The following is a 16,013-nucleotide window of genomic DNA, read 5'->3' as shown; positions in this document are numbered from 1 at the left end:
AGAAGGGAGCCTTACGGATATTGGGATTTTCATTTGATGAAGAACCTCTAGTTTCAATAGTCGTTCCTGTATATAATTCCGAAAAACACTTAAGAAACTGTATGGAGTCTTTAATTCATCAAACATTAAGCAATATTGAAATAGTGGCTGTTGATGATGGCTCTACAGATAATTCTCTAGTCATTCTTAAGGAGTATGAAAAAAGATATCCTGAGAAGGTTATAGTTAGATCCATAGATCACGTACATGGGGCGGGTGCACCTAGAAATGTTGCCATAGAAATCGCAAGATCAAAATATATAGGGTTTTGTGATTCGGACGATGTAATGGATAAGAAGGCAATGGAGTTGCTTTATAATAAAGCAATAGAACAGGACTACGATATCGTTTGTGCTCCTTTATGGATCAAATCGCAAGATAGTAAAGTTCTTTATGGTGAAATGAGGGAGCCTCTTACAACAGAACAAATGATATTAGGTGGGCAGGTTTACTTACCAAATAAGCTTATACACAGACGATTGCTTCTTAAAGCTGGTAAAATGCCTGAGGGGATTAGTACGGAGGATTTGGGATATTCTCTTGTTTTACATTCATACGCTGAAAGAATAGGGTATGTCAATTCTCCTGTTTATTCCTACATAAAGAGATATGGTTCAGATAGTAACTCTGTTTTTGAACTCAGAAATCTAGACACCATAGAAGCTCGAAAATATGCGTTGAAACAATGCAATCAACTGTTTAGAGAGTATGTTGCTACTTATATCGCTCGTCATTTAAACAGTGATTTTCGGAAAAGATGGATATTTATTGATCGTTATATACAACAATTAAAAGAATTATGGCCAGAATTAAAAGATAATGAGATTTTGAAGAGAGATAACTATCTGTATACAAGACTGAGTAAGTTTTCTGATTTACCTAATGAAACGATCCCTCGTAATGTCTTCATTGGAGGCTTTGGAGCTTCATATTCTGATGAGCTAATAAAAAAATATCAAGAGACTGTTTATTATGATAATAGTAATATTATTATTTTGAACGAATTGAATTGTGATGTAAATGAAAAAGAAATTGTAAAGTTAGCATATAATTTGGGTGATTATGAATTTGTAAATGGATATTTTGCTATAAAGTCTATCGAGATGCATGGCGGTATTTATTTGGATAGGCGTATTCTAATTGAAGCTCCATTTAATTATGTTTTGCACTGTAAAGTGTTTTTTAACCTGCTAGATCAGGAATCTTATTCTGATTGGGTCTTCGGCGGGTTAGCCCAAAATGAAATAATGAAAAAGATATTGGCGACATATGATGAATCATGTTTAGGAAAAACTTCCTATACTTTGAGTGAGAGAATTAAAAATGTAATGGATGAGGAGGAAAATGTAACAGTACTTAATGATTTTATTGAATCAAAAGTAACTGTATTTACTCCCGAAGTTATGGTTTGTAATATAACTGATCCCAAGTCCTTGAAACCAGAACCGCATATCTGTTCCCATGATTTAACCAGTAGGGTTTTTGATGAAGAATATATTACTATTAAAAAGTCCACACTTAGAACAATTCTCCATAGCTCAGGTGCGAACGATGAATTAAATGAAATAAAAAAGGAAAATGCATTATTGAGAAATACAATTAGAGAAATAGAGCTTAGAGAAGAAGTACGAACAGGACTGGTGTAATATCAGAAGTTTCGCAGATCGTTTGAAAATCTATTAGTCGCCTATTCGAATTTTAGTGTAGTTGCTATTCCGAGGATTATAGACATAATGATGGAATAAGGAGTGAAGAAATGAACAGCCCATTGGTCTCTATTATTATTCCTGTGTATAATGGTGGGAATTATCTTCATGAAGCAATCGATAGCGCTCTTGCACAAACCTATTCTAATATAGAGGTTATTGTAGTTAATGATGGATCCAATGATAACGGACTTACTGAAAGTATTGCATTATCATATCAAGATAAAATTCGCTATGTTCCCAAGGAGAATGGTGGAGTTGCAACTGCGCTGAACTTAGGTGTGAAGCTAATGAAAGGAGAGTATTTTTCATGGCTTTCTCATGATGACTTATATCAGCCTAACAAAATTGAAAAGCAGATTAAAGAACTACAAAACCACGGAGAGAGCACAGCAATTATATATAGTGATTATCACTTGAAAGATGAAAAAACAGGATTATGTATGCCAATACAACATCATATATCTTATCCGGTAGATAGACTAGGAGAATCAGTCTTTCCTGTATTACAGGGATTAGTTCATGGCTGTAGCTTACTTATTCACAAGAGTCATTTTAAGCGAGTGGGAATTTTTAATGAAGATTTAATAACTACACAAGACTATGACTTGTGGTTTAGGATGTTCCGTCATCAAAAGCTAATTTATTTAGAAGAATCACTGATGATCTCTAGGCTTCATGACTTACAGGGGAGTAAAACTCTAAACTGTCATGATTCAGAGCGGGAGCAACTGTATCTAAACTTCTTAAAAGAGCTAACTGTAACTGAGATCATTTCTATGTACGGAAGTCCTTATAATTTTTATCATAGAATGTGTGTCTTCTTAAAGGGCGGAAAAATGAGCAAAGCTTACAAATATGCTGAACAAGAAGCATTAAAATGTCCTATTCCAGAGGATTTTTCAGGGAAAATTTCGGAGTTGCAACATTATATTCAAGGAATTTCGCAAGGAAAGGCAGAGAATATCTGTATTTTTGGAGTAGGAGAATACGGAGCTCGCCTATTTGAAGAACTGCAAAGTAAATCTGTTGTTATCAATTTCTTTTCTGACAATAATCCAGATAAATGGGGAGAAGTTTGGGGAATAAAATGCATATCCCCTGAAAAACTTGAAAAAGTGAAAAATCATACTTTGGTAATTGTAGCTAATCGATTACCAGGGGATATTTTAAAGCAATTAGATTCTTTAGGGTTTAATTATGTAACGACAAAGCAGGAAATAGATAAAGTGCTTTTTGGAATTCCGCCTATCAAAATAAACGTAATGAGTTAAGCAAAAAGACTTATATAAAAAGTATCTAATAATAAGTATTCATGTATGAGGAGCATACGGCCATGAACCCAGTTGAAAATGAAAAAGTTTCTATTATTATTCCTGTATATAACACAAAAAACTATGTTAGACGTGCAATTGAGAGTATTCTCAATCAGTCATATAAGAATATCGAGTTAATAATAGTAGATGATGGATCGACTGATGGTTCAAGCGCTATATGTGACGAATACAAACAAAAAGATTCCCGAATTAATGTTATACATCAAAAAAATAGTGGAGTTTCTGCAGCAAGAAATAATGGAATCATAAATGCCACCGGGCAATATATTCAATTTGTTGACTCGGATGATGAAATAAAATCAGATATGATAAAAACTATGGTTGATGCTATTGAAAAAAATAAAAGTGACCTAGTTATTTGTGGATACTCAGTAATTGGAAAACAAGTGTTTAATAGTGCAACTCGTTTATACGATGCAACTGAGTTCCTAGTAGAATCATACTTAAATCCAGATATATCTTCTCTAGTCTTAAGCTCATGGAATATGATCTTTAAAAGCTCTATTTTGAAAGACAATAATTTGAGATTTGATCCATCTTATGTTATGGGAGAGGATGGACTTTTTACATTGGATTATTTAAATAAATGTGAAAAAGTCCTTACTATAAATAAAGTGTTTTACAATTATTATGTTTTCACCCCAGAGGAGAGGATAAGTGCTATATCCTATTTTTCTCCTGACTTATATGAACTTCGAATGGAATATTTTAAAAGATTGTTTTTAAATGCAAAAGAGAAGTTTAACACTGACCAGAAAGAGATGTTGCTTCAAACTTATTATGACAAACTAGTTGGCGGTTTAATAAGGTTGGGGGCTTATTCTAAGTACTTTTCAAATGATGAAATTATTCAAAGACTGAGCGTAGTGGTTAGCGATGAACTTGTTGTAGAAGCAGGTAAATCTTACAAAAGGAAAGGAAAGGAAGATAGTGTTCTTGTTCCTTTGTTCATGAAAAATAAAAATTTGGAATCTTTGAAGGAAGAAATTGAAAGAAAAGGTATTTATTATATCGATAAGTATGGTGAAAGAGAATCTGTAAGATCTATTTTCGCTAAAAAGTCAATATAGCTTTGAATTCACCGTATTTAATATCCTAATTAAATGGGAGATAGAGAATATGATTAGTGAGATAATGGTAAAGAGAATCTTCTCAGATACAAGAAATGTTTATAATAATTTGATGGACGAACAGTCTCAAGAACTTTTCAAATTGCGCATGTTGTTTAATTTAACATCTGATTGGAAATATATTAAAGAACTAACCGCGAGGGTTCCTGATTTTTCTTCTATAGGCACTCATCAATACATAGATTTTTCTATTAAATGTCAAGAATATATTTCCAATGGTAAAAACCTTATAATTTATGGAGCCGGAGCTTGGGGAGAACATCTTTACAGTTATTTATCTTACGGGATTAAATGGACTTGTTTTTGTGATAAAGATGAGAATAAACAAAAAGATACATTTTGTGGACTTCCAGTTATTTCTCCAGAAGAACTAAGAAAACAACATCTTAACGATATTGTCGTAATTGCTTCGTTAAAGTATAAGGAGGAAATTTATAATGAACTTATATCATTAGGGCTCAGTTCTGAAAACATACTTACTTTTAATAGTGATCCTTGGTCAATTACTACATTTCTAAACGATAAACAGTATTTCGAGGATTCAATAATTAAACCATCCGATAATGAGGTCTTTATAGACGCCGGATGTTTCGATTTCGGTAACTCATTAGTATTTCAAAAATGGTCTAACAATAACTATGAAAAGATCTATGCGTTTGAACCTGATCCATTAAACCATGAGAATTGTAAAGAGGCTATCCTTAAAAATGAAGTTAAAAATGTAGAACTGATTAATGCTGGTTTGTGGAGTGAAAGCACGACTCTTCATTTTAACGCTGATGGAAGTGGTGGCTCATCTATAGAAGCAAACGGAGAAACTAATGTAAATGTAGTTAGTTTAGATAGTTTCTTAAATGGTCAGAGAGCCTCATTCATCAAAATGGACATTGAAGGTGCTGAACTTGAAGCTTTAAAGGGAGCAAAAGAAACGATTTTAAAATATCGCCCGAGACTAGCCATTTGTATTTATCATAAGCCTGAGGATATTTTAGAAATTCCTCTGTACTTACAAAGTTTAATTTCTGATTATAAATTTTATATCAGACATTATAGCAACTATACAGTTGAGACAGTTCTATATGCTATATAACCAGTCGAACGTTTGGAGGGATCGAATTGTTCTTAAATAAAAAAACACGGATTATAAATTTACTGGATTCGATTTCTCAGATGCAGGGATTGTTAACTAACCTAAGTGATCCTTTCAATGCAATCTCTGATTGTCTTGCTGCAATTGAAGCAATATTATTTCAATTATCTCAGGAAGATCCTGTACCTCAAAAAACTATAGACCGACTTCAGAACATTCATCATTCTTTTGAAACGATTCTTAAAAGGAAGTCAGATTTAAATGAGAGTATTGTCATTCATATTGGTGAACAGATAGTTGCATTAAGAGAGGATTTTGATCGGGAAATTCAAGTTAAGCTTAATGTAGTATTCTTGCCCTATAAAGCGTCTATGTGGGATAGTCTGGCTACTGTATACGAAGCTGCTGTCAAAGATGAAAACTGCGTTGCTACGGTCGTACCTATTCCCTATTATAAGTTATCTCAAGAAGAAGTCATTCCTACGTATGAGGGAGAACTTTTTCCAAATGATATTCCAATAACGCATTTTAATGACTATATCTTAGAAGAACAACAGCCAGATATTATTTTTGTGCATAATATCTACGATGAATATAATACGATTACGCGAGTTCATGAACACTTTTTTACATCAAATTTAAAACAATATACAGATATGCTTGTTTATGTTCCGTATCACATTTCTTCCTTTATCGCTCCAAATGAAGAAACGCATAGTTTAGCCTATGATCTTCCGACGGTGGAAAATGTAGATAAAATTATATTGGTAGGAGAATATTTGAAAGAGGCAGCTATTCGTAATGGGGTTCCGCCCGAGAAGCTTCTTGTACTTGGTTCACCTAAATTGGATGCTATAGTTAACGCTATGAAAAAAGAGACTCCAACACCTATAGAGTGGGGCAAAAATCTCGAAAACAAAACAGTATATCTTATTAATACTGGTTGCATGTTCTTTTCAGGAGTACCTTTCGAGGCATTAGAAAGATTGGTAGACTTTTTAAGTATTCCTAAGATTGATGAGCGTAGTGTTGTAATTTGGCGTCCACACCCACTTACTAAAATTTCTATAATGAAATATGCGCCCTATCTGTTAGATTATTATGTGAACTTGACGGAAAAGTTTATTAAAGCAAAAGATCCGCTCTATAGTCGAGTTATTTTTGATGAAACAGAGGATTATATACCTTCTTTAAAGGCAGCAGACGTTTTGATATCTTCAGATGGCTCATTGCTCCGTTCCTATGTACTCACAGGCAAGAAAGTATTGTTTTGGGATGAAAAGGAGCCTGCAGGCTCTCTTCTTCCTCCTGACATTTTTTATTATGCATTTGATCGTTCTGAACCATGGTATCAACTGGTCAAAAAGTTCCCCGCCGGATATGACCCATTGGCCAAGAACCGTATAAATGTTGCGGCAAATGTATATGAAAATATCGACGGGACGTCAGGTGCTAAAATTTATGCTGCTATAAAAGAATGTCTGTTTTAAGGGAATACTCTTAAGAGGTGGCAAATGAATTTATCCTTGGTTATGATCGTTAAAAACGAAGAACAAAATCTAAGACGTTGTTTAAACAACGTCTTTACTCTGGTAGATGAAATTATAATAGTAGATACGGGTTCTACAGATGCCACGAAAGAAATAGCATTCGAATTTAACGCTAAGATTTATGATTATGAATGGAATAACGACTTTGCTGCTGCTCGTAACTTTGCATTATCCCTGGCCTCCTCTGAATGGTGTTTGGTGCTTGATGCAGATGAGTACATTGAAGGAGATTATGCTCATGTGATACAGAATTTTATAACTGGTCCTCCAGTTATAGGTCAGGTTAAAAGAATTGATAAGTTCATGGGCAAAGACGGAATCAGCTATGAGCAAAGTTACATTTCTCGTCTGTTCCCATCTGACTGCCGGTACTACGGTAGGATTCATGAGCAGATTCAATCTGGTCTGCCTAGAATTAGAGTAGATGTTGAGATTCAGCATGATGGTTACTTTGAGCAGAATAAGTCAGACAGAAATATTCCTATTCTTTTAAAAGAAATAGAGGACCAGCCTGATGATCCCTACTATTATTATCAAATTGCAAAAGAATTTCGTGGTTTGGAGATACATGAACAGACCTATAACTTTTTAAAACAGGCTTATAGTAAGATCACCCGCAAAGAGGGGTATGCTCCGAGTCTAATTGTTAATTTTCTGTATGCAATTATTGCTTCTGGACATTTAGATGAGGGTCTACATATTGTTGAAACCGAACAAGATTTCCTCAGTAATTCTTCTGACTTTTATTTTGTTGCTGCACTTTATCTGCTCGAACTGATTCTTAGTGACCCTGGAAAGTATAGCGATTTAATTCCTTACATTGAGCGTTTCTATCTGAGGGCGCTTGAGATAGGGGAGACGGGACAAGAGGGCAGTGTTATCGGAACGGGCAGCTTTGCCGCCCATCATAATTTAGGCGTGTATTACGAAGTCATAGGTGATGAAGTTAAAGCAAAACAGCAATATTTATATGCAAAAGACTTCGATTACACTCCCTCAATTGAGAGATTAAAATTATTTGTTTAAAACTATAAGGGATTATTTTGTTTCATATTCGGTTCAACTGGTTAAACATTTATTAACGATACCATATTAATTGTTCTGATCTTGTCTTTTGTAGAAAAATGTAGAAAATGATTACTGAATATTGTAGTGGTAATTTATTGAATGTAATCATTTTCTTTTCCAATTGACAATTGAGAAGCAGCGATGGTATAGTCGAGTTGTGAGCAAGACTCACGTTCATCTGATGACGAAGGGAATGTTTAATCAATGGAAGGTAAAGTAAAATGGTTTAATGCAGAAAAAGGTTATGGTTTTATCGAAACTGCAGACGGTGGGGACGTATTTGTACACTTTTCCGCGATTCAAACAGACGGTTTCAAGACATTGGATGAGGGTCAATCCGTAGAATTTGATATCGTTGAAGGTGCACGTGGACCACAAGCAGCTAACGTAATCAAATTATAATCATCCGGCGAAGCCGACCTACATATATATGGTAGATGGTTAGCAATTGATACAACGCTAGCGAGAACCTTGGGAATATTCCCAAGGTTCTTTTTATTGTATACGCAATCATTGGGCGGATGAGCACACATAGATGATTTTTTATAACTATAATTTTCCATAAAAAGGTTTAGTCCTCCAACTACTCGGGTAATGGGTTACGTTGAGCTTTTTAGCTTACCAGGCGCACACTATACTTTCTGTAGGAGGATGAACTGCAAAATGAAAAAGATGTGGCGCGGTCTTATGACCGGAATGCTGGGAGTGAGCATGTTGCTCGGCTCTCTGGGCAGTGTATCTGCAGCCCCTGTTCCCAAAGATATTCAGGGACACTGGGCTCAGGCGCAATTGCAGCAATGGCTTGATAAGGGCTATCTTGGTGGGTACCCTGACGGTACCGTTAAGCCCAATAATGCGATTACACGTGCAGAATATGTTGCCTTCGTAAACCGACTGTTCGGATTCACAGAGACAGGAACTGTTAACTTCACGGATCTGAAGAGCTCGAATTGGTCCTACATTGAAGTAGCTAAGGCTGTCAAAGCGGGATACATCGGAGGGTATGAAAATAATACGTTCCGTCCTAATAATCCCCTAACCAGACAGGAGGCAGCTGTGATCACTGCCAAGCTGTTGAGGCTGAGCACGAATGCGACGACTACTAAATTTAAAGATAGCAACCAGTTTGCTGCATGGAGCCGTGGTGCGATTGCAGCAGCTGCAGATAAGAAAATCATCAACGGCTATCCAGACGGAACATTCGGCCCTAAAAAAGCGCTGACCCGTGCCGAGGCAGTAGGTATTATAAGCAACTCGGTAGTGTATAAACCAGCAACACCAGGCGTTGTGAATCCTACGCCAGTACCTACACCAACGCCGTCGGCTACACCTGTACCTACAGCCAGTCCTACCCCAGTTCCTACATCTGTTCCAGGTGGGGGCAGCGGAAGCGGTGGTGGAGGCGGTGGCGGGACCATCACTACTCCAACGGTTACTGGTGCCACCTATGGACATGTCGGATCGGTTACTGCAGATGTGTACCTCACACCTTCAGTAACAGGTGAAGTGTATTATGTTGTGGTTCCATATACGAGCACGCTGATAACACCAAGTGTGGCGGAAGTAAAAGGTGGACAGGGTGGTGCTGGTGTAACGGTTGTAAACCATGGAACTAAGGCAACTGCCGCTAACACAACCGTCTCCTTCTCGGTTTATGGCCTGCAAGGCAACACAGAATATGCTACATTCGCTGTGGTTACGGACACCTCCGGCAATTGGTCCTCCGTAGCAAAAGTGCAGTTGAAGACAGCCCCAGCCAATGCAGATGCCATTACGCTGGCACAGCCGGGACAGATTGGAACCGTAACCGCTGACGTGTACTTCAAGTATGGACAGGCTGGCGGAACGGCCCAGCAGGTTAAGTACGTAGTGCTTCCTGAGAATGATGCTGTACCAAGCGCTGGACAGGTGGCAGCCGGTCAGAATAGTGCAGGTACCACGCTGGCAGCGCCATGGACAGGTACTGTGTCTGTACTTCCAGGGACAGGTCATACGTATACCCTAACTGGACTTAATGCTGGAACGGGTTATAAGGTTTATCTTGTTAGTGGCTCCGGCAGCAATTGGTCCTCCGTAGAGGTTGTTCGCTTGCATACAAAGCAGCCATAACAGAAGGGATTCAGGTAGCAGATTCACAAGTGAGGACTTTAGTTAACAACTGTGAATGAGCAATTATAGTCTGTAGCAGAATAGAATTGTAATCGTCCGGAAAGGGTCGTTTCTATCCTCTTTCCGGACTTCTTTTTTAAAGGCGAATATCTTGCGGGAAATTTGTTAGCTTAATGTAAAGGCTGTCATGATTTGTTTTTTACTTAGCTCTAACAATTTGGTATAATGGAGCTGTAAACAAAGGAGGAGTGCCCCATGCAATTTAGCATTCGAGGTCAACAAATTGAAGTGACCGACGCTTTGAGAGACTATGTTGATAAGAAGCTCAGCAGACTTGAGAAGTATTTCGATGCACCCCCTACCTCAGAAGGATATGTAACGCTTAGCGTTGTACGCGGCCTTCATACAGTGGAAGTAACGATTCCGCTTGCAGGTGTGACGCTTCGTGCGGAAGATCGCAGCGATGACATGTATTCATCCATTGATGCCGTAGTGGACAAGCTGGAACGCCAAATTCGTAAACACAAGACCAAATTGAACCGCAAGTTCCGTCAGGAAGGCAGCCTGAAGACATTATTCGTGGAAGGCAACGGCAGCTCTGTAGCTGTAGAAGAACAGGATACGGACGATGATTTGGAAGTTGTACGGAACAAGCGCTTTACTCTGAAGCCTATGGATGTGGAGGAAGCTATCCTGCAGATGAATATGGTAGGACATAACTTCTTTGTCTTCTCCAATATTGATACATCCGAAGTGAGTGTTGTTTACAAACGTAATGATGGAAAATACGGACTGATTGAACAGAGCTAACTACAGCTAATTCCTATAATTAGTGAGAGTTAGAAGCGTTTATTATCAGTCAGATGTAAAAAAATTAAACGAGCCCTTATTCGCGTGAAGCGAATAGGGCTCTTATGCGTATATATAGTTATGTATGAAAATGTGCCAAGTATTTGCTTGTATTGCGGCATCTCTTACAAACTGTTACAATTTATGAAGCAGCGGAATCGTTTCTGCATTTTGGCCCTTTCAATTTAAGTGGGGATGGGCTAAGGTTCCACCATCTGTGTTGCATGAAAGGGGTTAACCATGCTAGGACTTGTAAAGAAAATTTTTGGTGATACTAATGATCGTGATGTTAAACGACTTTCGAAAACAGTCGAAATTATTAATGGACTGGAGCCGGATTTTGCGGCGCTTTCCGATGAAGCACTGAAGGGCAAGACAGAAGAATTCCGCGCCCGGATCGAAAAGGGTGAGACGCTGGAAGAGCTTCTGCCCGAAGCTTTTGCTACGGTGCGTGAAACATCCAAGCGGGTGCTGGGCAAGCGTCATTATGACGTACAGCTCATTGGTGGTATGGCACTGCATGAGGGCCGTATCGCTGAGATGAAGACAGGTGAAGGAAAGACCCTTGTAGGTACACTTCCTGTTTACTTGAATGCATTGCTCGGTAAAGGCGTTCATGTCGTTACAGTCAATGACTACCTGGCTCAGCGCGACAGCGCCGAAATGGGACAAATCTATAACTTCCTGGGCATGACGGTCGGGGTTAACCTGAGCGGCATGGACCATGCTTATAAACAAGATGCATATGCCAACGATATTACGTATGGTACGAACAATGAGTTTGGTTTTGACTACTTGCGGGATAACATGGTGCTCTATAAGGAGCAAATGGTTCAGCGTCCGCTCTATTTCTGTATTATTGACGAAGTGGATTCCATCCTGGTCGATGAGGCGCGTACACCGCTGATTATTTCGGGACAAGCTGAGAAGTCGACAGAGCTGTACTATGCAGCTGACCGGTTTGTAAAGAAATTAAAGGCAGAAGAAGACTACACGATCGACATCAAGGTGAAATCTGTTGCCTTGACTGAAAAAGGTGTAGCCGTGGCTGAACGTGCTTTTGGCGTAGAGAATCTCTATGACCACAGCAATGTAACGCTGAACCATCATATTGTTCAAGCACTCAAGGCGAATGTTATCATGCGCCGTGACGTGGATTATGTGGTGAATGAAGAAGAAGTGGTTATCGTTGATGAATTCACAGGCCGGCTGATGGCGGGCCGCCGCTATAGCGACGGTCTGCATCAGGCGATTGAAGCCAAGGAAGAAATTCAGGTACAGAACGAGAGCATGACGCTGGCAACGATTACCTTCCAGAACTACTTCCGGATGTACCGTAAGCTGGCTGGTATGACTGGTACGGCGAAAACGGAAGAAGAGGAATTCAAGAAGATTTATGGTCTTGAGGTTCTTCAGGTTCCAACGAATAAGGTGAATCAGCGTCAGGATATGCCGGATGTGGTCTACAAGTCCGAGAACGGCAAATTCAACGCTGTTGTGGCTGAGATTGTGGAGCGTCACAAGAAAAATCAGCCGGTATTGGTAGGTACCGTTTCAATCGAAAATTCCGAACTTCTCTCTGAAATGCTGAAGCGCAAAGGTGTTAGACACCAGGTATTGAACGCGAAGCATCACGCGACGGAAGCGGAAATTATCACTCATGCAGGACAACCAGGTACGGTTACGATCGCTACCAATATGGCGGGTCGTGGTACAGATATCATTCTGGGTGAAGGTGTATCCGAACTCGGTGGATTGCATATCATTGGTACAGAGCGTCATGAATCACGGCGGATTGACAATCAGCTTCGCGGACGTGCAGGACGTCAGGGCGACCCTGGCTCCACACAATTCTACCTGTCCCTCGGCGATGAGCTGATGAAGCGTTTTGGTGCAGATAATGTACTGAACATGATGGACCGTCTTGGTTTTGAAGAAGATCAGCCGATCGAGAGCCGGATGATTACACGTGCTGTCGAGTCTGCCCAGAAACGGGTGGAAGGCAATAACTTCGACATTCGTAAAGTGGTCCTCCAGTATGATGATGTAATGAACCAACAGCGCGAAATCATCTACAAGCAGCGTCGTGAGATTCTGGAATCGGAGAATATCAAGGATGTTGTAATGGAAATGATCAAACCGGTCGTAGACCGGGTAGTTCGTGCCCATTGTAGCGACGATATTCCTGAGAACTGGGAACTTCAGGAAGTTGCGGACTATGTGAACAGCAAACTGCTGGATGAAGGCACATTGACTCGTGATGATCTGTGGGGCAAAGAAGTTGAGGAGATCACTGATTATATCTTCGATCGTGTACTGGAGAAATATGCAGCCCGCGAAGAACGTCTTGGCTCAGAGCTGGTTCGTGAGTTCGAGAAGGTTATTGTACTTCGTTCCGTAGACAGCAAATGGATGGATCATATTGATGCGATGGATCAACTGCGTCAAGGGATTCACCTTCGTGCATACGGCGGTACAGATCCGCTTCGCGAATACCAGTTCGAAGGCTTCGAAATGTTTAATGAAATGACCGCCAATATTCAAGAAGAAGTGGCTACTTATATTATGAAGGCACACATCGAGACGAATCAGGAGCGTCAATCCGTAGTGGAAGAGGATAAAATCTCTACCAACGGTGAGCCGGCTGAGAAGCGTCCGGTGCATGTGGAAGAAGCAATCGGCCGCAACGATCCTTGTCCTTGCGGAAGCGGCAAGAAATACAAGAACTGCCACGGCCAGAACGCGTAAGCTAACAAGGGACCGTGAATGTACCTCTATAGAGTGGTATGGGACATTAAAGAGAATGTTCTTTAAATAAATAGACATTTCTTGTTACAGAGTCTGCTATACCGTTTCTAAAGGGTATAATAACAACAAAGAGCGGCTGGGCCCGGGGATTCCCGTTTGCGGCCTGGCCGCTTTTTTAAATTCGTAGTTTTGGTGAATAGGAATGTAGAGATTCCAACTCGCTACTTCAATATGCGGGAAACGCAACAACTTATACTGAAAGGTGAAGTGACATATGATAGATCCAAATGTAAAGCAGGACCTGCGGGAAATCGGCAAGAAATTAACCAACCTTAGGGGGTCTCTTTGACTTAGACCTTAAGCAAGAGATGATTGCTAACTTCGAAGAGAAGATGGCGGCTCCCGGGTTCTGGGATGACAGCGAGCAAGCCCAAGGCATTATCGCCGAGATGAATGCTGTTAAATCTTCGGTAGATCAGTATGAGAAGCTGCAGCAGGATTATGATGATGCTGCGATGATGGCTGAGTTGGCCGATGAAGAGGGCGATGAGGAACTGGCGGCTGAGGTCGCTGGCAACATCCGCGCTCTGGCCGGTAAAGTGGATGAGTTCGAGCTGCAGTTGCTGCTGAACCAGCCATACGACAAGATGAATGCCATCCTGGAGCTGCATCCGGGTGCAGGCGGCACGGAGTCCCAGGATTGGGGACAAATGCTGCTGCGGATGTATACACGCTGGGCAGAGAAACGCGGCTTCAAGGTCGAAGTGCTGGATTATCTTCCAGGTGATGAGGCAGGAATCAAGAGTGTGACCCTGCTAATCAAAGGCTTTAACGCTTATGGTTACTTGAAGGTAGAGAAGGGCGTACACCGATTGGTACGTATCTCGCCTTTTGACTCCTCCGGCAGACGGCATACTTCCTTCGTATCCTGTGATGTGGTACCAGAAATATCGGATGATGTGGAAGTTGAAATCCGTACAGAGGATCTTAAAATCGATACTTACCGGGCAAGTGGTGCCGGTGGTCAGCATATCAATACGACAGACTCGGCGGTACGGATCACGCACTTACCAACTGGTGTGGTTGTGACTTGTCAGAATGAACGTTCTCAGATCAAGAACCGGGAACGGGCAATGACAATGCTTCGTTCCAAGCTGTATGAGCGCAAGCTGCAAGAGCAACAGCAACAGTTGGATGAAATCCGAGGAGAACAGTCGGATATTGCCTGGGGTAGCCAGATTCGCTCCTATGTGTTCCATCCCTATAGTATGGTAAAGGATCACCGCACTTCCGTGGAAACCGGAAACGTGGGTGCTGTAATGGATGGCGATCTGGACGCATTTATTGATGGATATTTGCGCAGCCAAATCAAGACTGAAGCTGAATAAGTACAAATGAATTCCTACGCTTCCTCGGAGGCCGTAGGAATTTTTGGCGTCAAGAGAAAAGATAAAGTTACTTTGAAGGAGAGCCTTTCATGCAAAAGATCAACTCACGCAATAAGCCGCCGTTCATTCCATTGAATGGACCACTGCGCCATGCAGTGGATTTAGGACTGATTCTGTTAGGGTCACTGATTACGGCGCTTGCGTTCAATTTATTTTTCCTGCCGAACCGGATTGCTTCCGGAGGGGTATCCGGCCTATCCGTACTGGCCGAAGCCTGGTTTGGGGCAGAGCCTGCTTTTACCCAGTGGGCATTGAATATTCCACTCTTCGTGATGGGGGTAGTATTGCTGGGCAAGCAGTATGGAATGCGCTCTTTGCTGGGCAGCTTCGTGCTGCCATTGTTTATTTTTTTGACTAAAGATGGGCCTGTTCCGACTACTAATCCACTCCTTGCTTCCATATATGGAGGGATTGGGGTAGGTCTTGGCCTTGGGCTGGTCTTCCGTGGACGCGGCTCGACAGGCGGTCTCTCAATCTTGGCCCAGATTATTCAGAAGTTCTCCGGTCTGAGCTTCTCCATGTCAGTTGTGCTGCTGGATGGTACGGTGATTACGCTGGCAGCGTTTGTGCTGGGGATGGAGCAGGCGATGTATGCGCTGATTGGTTTATTTGTTACCGGCCGGGTCATTAATGCGCTGGAGGTTGGCTTTAGCTATACCAAGGTTGCGTATATTATCTCGGAGCAGACAGAGGAGATCACACAGGCGATACTGAATGACTTGGACCGTGGTCTAACGAAGCTGAATGCTCAAGGTGGCTATACAGGCGATGATCGCACGGTGCTTATGGTTGTGGTCGGCCAGAACGAAATCACAAGACTTAAAGCAATCGTCCGTTCGGTTGATCCGGGCGCGTTCGTAATCATTACAGAAGCCCATGAAGTGCTGGGCGAAGGATTTAAAAGAGAAGCGTGAACTCTCCTGCGCGGGGAGTCGCGCT

12 protein-coding genes are annotated in these 16,013 nt (G+C 40.9%); all 12 read left to right on the top strand.

Annotated elements, in window-relative coordinates:
- The first annotated feature begins 20 nt into the window (after positions 1–20).
- The 12 genes from ACFRAM_RS14430 to ACFRAM_RS14375 all read left to right on the top strand — a co-directional run bounded on the left by ACFRAM_RS14430 (position 21) and on the right by ACFRAM_RS14375 (position 15,988).
- Entirely contained in the window at positions 21–1,685 is a 1,665-nt protein-coding gene (locus tag ACFRAM_RS14430; RefSeq protein WP_379466437.1) for a glycosyltransferase, read from the top strand.
- A 110-nt stretch (positions 1,686–1,795) separates the two neighbouring features.
- Entirely contained in the window at positions 1,796–3,019 is a 1,224-nt protein-coding gene (locus tag ACFRAM_RS14425; RefSeq protein ID WP_379466436.1) for a glycosyltransferase, read from the top strand.
- 62 nt (positions 3,020–3,081) lie between these two features.
- Complete coding sequence (locus tag ACFRAM_RS14420) at positions 3,082–4,152, top strand: glycosyltransferase family 2 protein (protein WP_379466435.1); 1,071 nt, start codon at positions 3,082–3,084, stop codon at positions 4,150–4,152.
- 49 nt (positions 4,153–4,201) lie between these two features.
- Positions 4,202–5,302: an FkbM family methyltransferase gene (locus ACFRAM_RS14415; protein WP_379466434.1), complete on the top strand. Its 1,101-nt coding sequence runs from the start codon at positions 4,202–4,204 to the stop codon at positions 5,300–5,302.
- A gap of 26 nt (positions 5,303–5,328) precedes the next feature.
- The gene (locus ACFRAM_RS14410; protein ID WP_379466433.1) at positions 5,329–6,792 is read left to right on the top strand and encodes a hypothetical protein; all 1,464 of its coding nucleotides are present in this window, start codon (positions 5,329–5,331) and stop codon (positions 6,790–6,792) included.
- A gap of 24 nt (positions 6,793–6,816) precedes the next feature.
- On the top strand, positions 6,817–7,878 hold the full coding sequence (locus tag ACFRAM_RS14405) for a glycosyltransferase family 2 protein (RefSeq protein ID WP_379466432.1): 1,062 nt from the start codon (positions 6,817–6,819) through the stop codon (positions 7,876–7,878).
- 246 nt (positions 7,879–8,124) lie between these two features.
- The gene (locus ACFRAM_RS14400) at positions 8,125–8,322 is read left to right on the top strand and encodes a cold shock domain-containing protein (RefSeq protein ID WP_019915069.1); all 198 of its coding nucleotides are present in this window, start codon (positions 8,125–8,127) and stop codon (positions 8,320–8,322) included.
- A gap of 261 nt (positions 8,323–8,583) precedes the next feature.
- Positions 8,584–10,029, top strand: coding sequence for an S-layer homology domain-containing protein (locus ACFRAM_RS14395; protein WP_379466431.1), 1,446 nt, complete (start codon positions 8,584–8,586; stop codon positions 10,027–10,029).
- 255 nt (positions 10,030–10,284) lie between these two features.
- Positions 10,285–10,839, top strand: coding sequence for a ribosome hibernation-promoting factor, HPF/YfiA family (gene hpf, locus ACFRAM_RS14390; RefSeq protein WP_379466430.1), 555 nt, complete (start codon positions 10,285–10,287; stop codon positions 10,837–10,839).
- Between the two features lie 279 nt (positions 10,840–11,118).
- Positions 11,119–13,626, top strand: a complete 2,508-nt coding sequence (secA, locus tag ACFRAM_RS14385; protein ID WP_379466429.1) for a preprotein translocase subunit SecA — start codon at positions 11,119–11,121, stop codon at positions 13,624–13,626.
- A gap of 274 nt (positions 13,627–13,900) precedes the next feature.
- A protein-coding gene (gene prfB / locus ACFRAM_RS14380; RefSeq protein WP_139085222.1) for a peptide chain release factor 2 occupies positions 13,901–15,014 on the top strand; the annotation gives its coding sequence in 2 pieces (ribosomal slippage) (positions 13,901–13,972 and positions 13,974–15,014; 1,113 coding nt in all).
- An 89-nt stretch (positions 15,015–15,103) separates the two neighbouring features.
- Positions 15,104–15,988, top strand: a complete 885-nt coding sequence (locus ACFRAM_RS14375) for a YitT family protein (RefSeq protein WP_175371508.1) — start codon at positions 15,104–15,106, stop codon at positions 15,986–15,988.
- The last annotated feature ends 25 nt before the right edge of the window (positions 15,989–16,013 follow it).

The organism is Paenibacillus sp. NPDC056722 (genome assembly GCF_042790635.1).
Classification (GTDB): domain Bacteria; phylum Bacillota; class Bacilli; order Paenibacillales; family Paenibacillaceae; genus Paenibacillus_AQ; species Paenibacillus_AQ agri.
Note: the sequence above shows the minus strand (reverse complement) of the source record. Positions and strands in the feature narration are given on the sequence as shown.

Bases quoted from the DNA above. Each gene is read 5' to 3' on its own strand.
- ACFRAM_RS14425 (WP_379466436.1), top strand. From the start codon at position 1,796: ATGAACAGCCCATTGGTCTCTATTATTATTCCTGTGTATAATGGTGGG.
- ACFRAM_RS14420 (WP_379466435.1), top strand. From the start codon at position 3,082: ATGAACCCAGTTGAAAATGAAAAAGTTTCTATTATTATTCCTGTATAT.
- ACFRAM_RS14415 (WP_379466434.1), top strand. From the start codon at position 4,202: ATGATTAGTGAGATAATGGTAAAGAGAATCTTCTCAGATACAAGAAAT.
- ACFRAM_RS14405 (WP_379466432.1), top strand. From the start codon at position 6,817: ATGAATTTATCCTTGGTTATGATCGTTAAAAACGAAGAACAAAATCTA.
- ACFRAM_RS14400 (WP_019915069.1), top strand. From the start codon at position 8,125: ATGGAAGGTAAAGTAAAATGGTTTAATGCAGAAAAAGGTTATGGTTTT.
- ACFRAM_RS14395 (WP_379466431.1), top strand. From the start codon at position 8,584: ATGAAAAAGATGTGGCGCGGTCTTATGACCGGAATGCTGGGAGTGAGC.
- hpf (WP_379466430.1), top strand. From the start codon at position 10,285: ATGCAATTTAGCATTCGAGGTCAACAAATTGAAGTGACCGACGCTTTG.
- secA (WP_379466429.1), top strand. From the start codon at position 11,119: ATGCTAGGACTTGTAAAGAAAATTTTTGGTGATACTAATGATCGTGAT.
- ACFRAM_RS14375 (WP_175371508.1), top strand. From the start codon at position 15,104: ATGCAAAAGATCAACTCACGCAATAAGCCGCCGTTCATTCCATTGAAT.